This window comes from Ornithinibacillus proteolyticus (assembly GCF_039581225.1).
Lineage (GTDB): Bacteria > Bacillota > Bacilli > Bacillales > Amphibacillaceae > Ornithinibacillus > Ornithinibacillus massiliensis.
Genome location: NZ_JBCPXV010000085.1, coordinates 1 through 5,452 on the forward strand (window position 1 = coordinate 1; position 5,452 = coordinate 5,452).

10 protein-coding genes are annotated in these 5,452 nt (G+C 34.8%); 7 read left to right on the forward strand and 3 right to left on the reverse strand.

The genetic code is table 11. The annotated features are described in order from the left end of the window. Positions 1–216: 216 nt before the first annotated feature. The 3 genes from AAIB49_RS19320 to AAIB49_RS19330 all read left to right on the forward strand — a co-directional run bounded on the left by AAIB49_RS19320 (position 217) and on the right by AAIB49_RS19330 (position 1,701). The gene (locus tag AAIB49_RS19320; protein WP_339215486.1) at positions 217–324 is read left to right on the forward strand and encodes a GapA-binding peptide SR1P; all 108 of its coding nucleotides are present in this window, start codon (positions 217–219) and stop codon (positions 322–324) included. A 137-nt stretch (positions 325–461) separates the two neighbouring features. Beyond that, positions 462–1,421: an NAD(P)H-dependent flavin oxidoreductase gene (locus AAIB49_RS19325; protein WP_343458996.1), complete on the forward strand. Its 960-nt coding sequence runs from the start codon at positions 462–464 to the stop codon at positions 1,419–1,421. Positions 1,422–1,434: 13 nt separating this feature from the next. After that, entirely contained in the window at positions 1,435–1,701 is a 267-nt protein-coding gene (locus tag AAIB49_RS19330; protein ID WP_339215484.1) for a UPF0223 family protein, read from the forward strand. Positions 1,702–1,747: 46 nt separating this feature from the next. Here the strand turns inward: AAIB49_RS19330 and AAIB49_RS19335 are convergent, their stop codons facing one another. Further along, entirely contained in the window at positions 1,748–2,362 is a 615-nt protein-coding gene (locus AAIB49_RS19335) for a YktB family protein (RefSeq protein ID WP_339215482.1), read from the reverse strand. Positions 2,363–2,579: 217 nt separating this feature from the next. Here AAIB49_RS19335 and AAIB49_RS19340 point away from each other — a divergent pair, with 217 nt between their 5' ends. Both AAIB49_RS19340 and AAIB49_RS19345 read left to right on the forward strand, forming a co-directional pair. Next, entirely contained in the window at positions 2,580–2,771 is a 192-nt protein-coding gene (locus AAIB49_RS19340) for a hypothetical protein (RefSeq protein WP_339215481.1), read from the forward strand. Between the two features lie 228 nt (positions 2,772–2,999). Further along, positions 3,000–3,809: an inositol monophosphatase family protein gene (locus AAIB49_RS19345; protein ID WP_339215480.1), complete on the forward strand. Its 810-nt coding sequence runs from the start codon at positions 3,000–3,002 to the stop codon at positions 3,807–3,809. A 1-nt stretch (position 3,810) separates the two neighbouring features. On the opposite strand, the gene AAIB49_RS19350 is transcribed toward AAIB49_RS19345, so the two are convergent. Next, on the reverse strand, positions 3,811–3,993 hold the full coding sequence (locus AAIB49_RS19350; protein ID WP_339215478.1) for a DUF5325 family protein: 183 nt from the start codon (positions 3,991–3,993) through the stop codon (positions 3,811–3,813). A 263-nt stretch (positions 3,994–4,256) separates the two neighbouring features. On the opposite strand from AAIB49_RS19350, the gene AAIB49_RS19355 reads away from it, so the two are divergent. After that, entirely contained in the window at positions 4,257–4,568 is a 312-nt protein-coding gene (locus AAIB49_RS19355) for a YlaH-like family protein (RefSeq protein WP_339215477.1), read from the forward strand. 191 nt (positions 4,569–4,759) lie between these two features. On the opposite strand, the gene AAIB49_RS19360 is transcribed toward AAIB49_RS19355, so the two are convergent. Next, entirely contained in the window at positions 4,760–4,963 is a 204-nt protein-coding gene (locus AAIB49_RS19360; protein WP_339215476.1) for a YlaI family protein, read from the reverse strand. 112 nt (positions 4,964–5,075) lie between these two features. Here AAIB49_RS19360 and AAIB49_RS19365 point away from each other — a divergent pair, with 112 nt between their 5' ends. Next, on the forward strand, positions 5,076–5,324 hold the full coding sequence (locus tag AAIB49_RS19365) for a hypothetical protein (RefSeq protein WP_339215475.1): 249 nt from the start codon (positions 5,076–5,078) through the stop codon (positions 5,322–5,324). Positions 5,325–5,452: the final 128 nt, after the last annotated feature.

Below are 5,452 nucleotides of genomic sequence, written 5' to 3' on the forward strand. Positions count from 1 at the left end.
TCTCTGGTTGATATTTACAATGAACATCATTCCCAAAGGGAATAATCATGGAGGAGCCGTATGCGATGACCCGCACGTACGGAACTGCGAGAGGCGCATGAGTGATTCATGCGCCTACTCTATTTTAACTAATATGTTATACTAATTACAGTTATTTATCTAATTGTTATATACTATAATTAGAATGTTATATAATAAAGAGGGGGCTGGTTTTAAATGGGTACAATCGTTTGTCAGCAATGCCAGGAGACTATTGAACATTATGAGAATGAAAAGGTGGCAATATTGTATGGCACTTGCCCAAAGTGTAAATCGAAGCAATGAATGCTTTAGTTAATTAAAAACAGCGATATATTATCCTCATATTATCCTCTTTAAAGTTGCATAGCTATGCAACTTTTTTATATTGTTTAAAAAGCATGGTAAGATGGGATAAGAAAGATGAAATGGAGGAAATAAAATTGAAATGGACTACTAGAATTACAGAATTATTCCATATAAAATATCCAATTATCCAGGGTGGGCTTGCTTATTTAGCATACGCGGATTTAGCTGCTGCTGTTTCCAATGCTGGTGCACTAGGACAAATTACTGCTATGAGTTTGCCTGGACCTGAAGAATTAAGAAGTGAAATTATACAAGTGAAAGAACTTACCGATAAACCATTTGGTGTAAACTTTGCTATCGGGCAACACAACCGACCGTACGAAGATATGGTGCAGGTGGCTATCGAGGAGAAAGTTCCGGTTGTTTCAGTGACAGGTGGAAATCCAAAAGGTGTTTTAGAAATGGTAAAGGAACATCCCATTAAGACATTAGTCTTAGTAGCTGCGAAACGACAAGCACAGAAAGCAGAGCAATTGGGAGCTGACGCTGTTATTGTTGTAGGACATGAAGGTGGTGGACACCTAGGAAGAGCAGATACGAGTACTTTTGTATTAACACCAGAAGTAGCTGATCATGTATCCATACCAGTCATTGCTTCCGGTGGTATTATAGATGGAAGAGGATTGATGGCTAGTCTTGCATTAGGTGCAGAAGGTATAGAAATGGGAACACGATTTATCGCAACGAAAGAATGTATTCATGCTCATCCAGTGTACAAACAGGCCATAATAGAAGCAGATGAAAATTCGACTGTTGTAATTAAACGTTCATTAGGGGCTCCAGCTCGAGCTTTAAAAAATTCCTGGACAGATAAAATATTGGAATTAGAAGAAAAAGAAGTTGGATATGATGGGTTAAAAGATTACATAAGTGGCGTAGCGAATAGGAACTATATTTATAAAGGTGAAATAGATCACGGGTTTGGTTGGGCTGGACAGGGGGTAGCTGGCATAGAAGATATACCTTCTGTAAAAGAACTAATCGAAAGAATGATTGCTGAAGCGGAAGAAATACGCAAACAGTGGAAGGAATGAGGTGAAGGAAAAGATGAATTACACATACCCCTTTGATTCAAGTTGGTCAAAAGAAGAGATAATTGATGTTGTTCAATTTTTTTCCTTAATAGAAAGAGCTTATGAAAAAGGGATCGACCGAGATATTTTGCTTGCTGGCTATCGAAAGTTTAAGCAAATTGTACCGGCAAAAAGTGAGGAAAAACGATATTTTCAAGAGTTTGAAAAAGACTCTGGTTATTCTTGCTACCAAGTCGTTAAAAAGGCAAGAGATAGTGAGAGTGGTCTAATTAAAATGTGATGAAAAAAAGGGAAGTTCCAATTTTATGTGGAATTTCCCTTTGCTATTATGATTGAAGTGCCATTCGGTAAAATGGAATTAACTGATCATAGGTATCCTTAATCAACTGAACTAATTCTTCTCCATTTGATACGATAGGATTGCTAGGGGAAAGATGTTTCCCAATAAGAAATTCAGCTTTTTTTACATCACGGAATCGTTCTACATGTTTAGCTTCCAAATCTTGAATAGATAACGAATCCTTTTTCATATGATCTAACGAAATAACAAAGTCTCCAGGCAGTTTCTTTATTTGATCAAAATTAGCTAAGTATGCTTTGGCAATTTCGCTTTTATTTTCTAATTCATAAATACACGCCATCCAAATAAATAAATGATCATCGAATAATCCAACCTGGAAATGCGGATGTTTTTTATAGCCTCTATTATTATGAGAAATGGCTAACCAAGTATCCTTTGGTGGATTTACTGTTCTTCTAGCATGCTTGGCAATATGGAGATAAACTTCATTACCTAATTGAGTAGAAAGATATTCTACCAACTCCTGTCCAATTTCTTTGAACTTTGGTTGGATTCGATTTTGTATTGCTTCCATTCTTGCATCTAATCCATCTATCTGAAATGTGTCAAAATCACTTTTGACAAATCCTCTAATACTCATGAAAAACACCTTTCCTATTTATTTATAGTTATTATTATGAACAACTGAATATAAACTAGTCAAGTGATTAAATCGTTATAGTACGATTTGGACAGTTATAAATGTGAACGAATTGAACAAAAACTCATATATATAAAGAAACAAACAGATTGTTCACGAAAACTTGGACAACACAGGTTATTTACCTAGGAATTCGATTGAAGGGATGTGTAGGCTGTTGAAATATATTTTAGAAGAAGTTAGAAGAATGGAAGAGAAGGAAAAGATTCCTGTTATCAAAATGGAGATTGATTATGAATTATTAACGCTTTATGATGCTTTACAGGAAAATGATAAAGTTCAGATTATTAAATCGAAAGAAAGACTAAAGCAGTTACGCGAAAATCTATTAGAGCTCTTAGATAAATAACCTCCTTTGCTCAAGGGGAGAAGCGCACAGCTTCTACTTCCTTGAGTGTTTTTTGGCAGGTTGACTGTAAACAATGACTCACTGAAGTAATGAGATTCTTACCGTTTAGTTATTGAATCGGCCATAATAGGTTTACTTTAACAAGGTTAATAAAAAAGTCCTCATGTATGACTAGCTTTTGAAATTCTGATACTATAAATAGGAGTAGACATATTGGAGGCTATACATATGGATAATAAAACACGTGAAGCGTTATTTCATTATGCTAAGGAATGGGTATTGGAAGCCGGAAATATTATACGGAATACAATAGATGACCCTTTAGAAATTGGTACAAAATCAAATCCAAATGATTTAGTAACTGAGATGGATAAAAACACGGAGAAGTTCTTTGTAGAAAAAATTAAAACAACATTTCCAAATCATTTATTACTTTCCGAGGAAGGCTTTGGGGATGAGATTGATTCTCTTGATGGAACGGTTTGGATTATTGATCCTATTGATGGAACAATGAATTTTGTTCAGCAAAAACGAAACTTTGCCATATCGGTTGGGATTTATCAGGATGGTGTAGGGGAAATTGGTCTTATTTATAATGTGATGGAGGATGAATTATACACTGCTTTACGGGGGCTAGGAGCATATAAAGATGAGAAAAAGCTTCCCCCATTAAAAGAAGGAATGATTCTAGAAGAATCTGTTATTGGATTAAATCATTTATGGCTTTGCGAGAACCGATTAGTTGATGAAAAAGTAATGCAGCAATTGGTGAAAACTGCACGTGGGACGAGAACATATGGCTCTGCAGCCTTAGAGTTTGCTTATGTTGCAGAAGGAATATTAGAAGGTTATTTAACAATGGGCTTATCACCGTGGGATATTGCGGCTGGAATGATCATTGTCAATGAAGTTGGTGGTGTAACAACGAATATTGATGGAGACCCGATTAATATGGTAGGAAGAAACGCTGTCTTTGTCGGTCATCCGGATGTACATAACCGTATCATTAAAGATTTTATTGTAAAAGGAAGAAAGTGACTCACGCCTGTGAGCCGCTTTTTTTCTTTTTATTTGCTATTCCAAAGCCCATGATAGCAAATCCTAACACAATAAATAATACAATCAACCAAATATTACGCATAGCAATTGCCAATCCTACTCCAACAAACATTGCTACAACGACTAATGCTAATAATAATGCTGGTATATTTATTTTTTTCATGTAAGACACTCCCTCTATTGTACAATATCTAGTATAAATCTTTTTGGGGTGATAGGAAAGATTAATTATCTGTCTTTCCGGTATCAGGCAAGAAGCCTTTTTCTGATACATAAAGGAAAGGAGAGTTTTTCAAAAAACTGTTATAATGAATAGTTGTTGTTACGTAATCGTATAGCAAGCTAAATTACATGTTTAGCTAACACTAGCAAGTTTATTTTTTATTTAGTATGATTAGTGATGAATATACATAATGGGGGATTTGAATGGTTTATAATTATGTCATGGAACAATACGGTGTAGATCAAGTATTTAATATACTGTACGTTGCAAATTTAATCCTAGCTGCAATTGCATATAAATTAGGTTTTGCAAAAAAACTACCTATCTTAAAATCAGTTATAGTCTACATTTTGTTAGCCATAGGAATCTTCGTCCTTAATATTTTATTTATTATTATGCCAGCAACTCTTGCTGCACAACCACTACCTATGACGGAGAGTTTAGTTGTAATTTGTGTAGTACTTGCCATCTATCGTATTCGCATGTATTTGCAGAGGCAAGCGAAAAAAGCATAAAAGCAGGATTCTGAAAGCGATTTATGTTCTTGGCTAATATGGTGGGTATTTCTCACGCTATCCGTAGTTTTGATACGAAAAGTAAAAGGATTTTTCTATTACGATTCATTTAATTAACAAGAAATAATAAAATAAACAAAATTCCCTTACACCAAAAGTGAAATGGGAATTTTGTTTATTTAATCGGCTGCTTAAATTAACTCATCTTCTTTTTTCTTTTCTTCGTATAGACGGAATTTGTTTGTTGCATGGCGCTCTAACGTTCTTTCTTTTATACGTTCGTTACAGTTATCGCATAGGTACATATACGTTTTTTTATTTCTTAGTCTTTTTGCTTGAAGCGAATAATCCTCAATAATTTCAACGACATCACATAATACACATTTTACTTGCACATAACCACCTCAAATTGGACTATATTACCACTATAACATAACTAATCATCGATATGTTTATTTTCTATTAAGAAGAGGTACATTAAGAGAAAAGGTAGAAAGGATGGTTGACATGAAAAAACGTTATATCGTATCTGCTATTGGGGCAGGAGTTGCAGGATATTTAATAGGTGCTACTAAATTTAAAAAACATCCTTCTTCAAACAACAGTGAATTTAGTGAAGACTTGACCTTCTTAAAGGCTGGGAAGCCAGATGAGGTAGAAGAGTTGGAACTTGATCAACTTGAAAATGCTAAAATGGTATCCGAGGGTTCCCAGTTTGGTGTTCAATATTATAACAACAAGAAAGCAACGGAATAAGAAAAAGGGGCTGGGACATAACTAGCCAAGAATAATAAAAAAATGGTTCCGATCATCGTTTTTGGATGATTGGAACCATTTTCATTAGGCTATTGTCATTTTTTTTAAGTTAACTCGCTTTAGAGGCG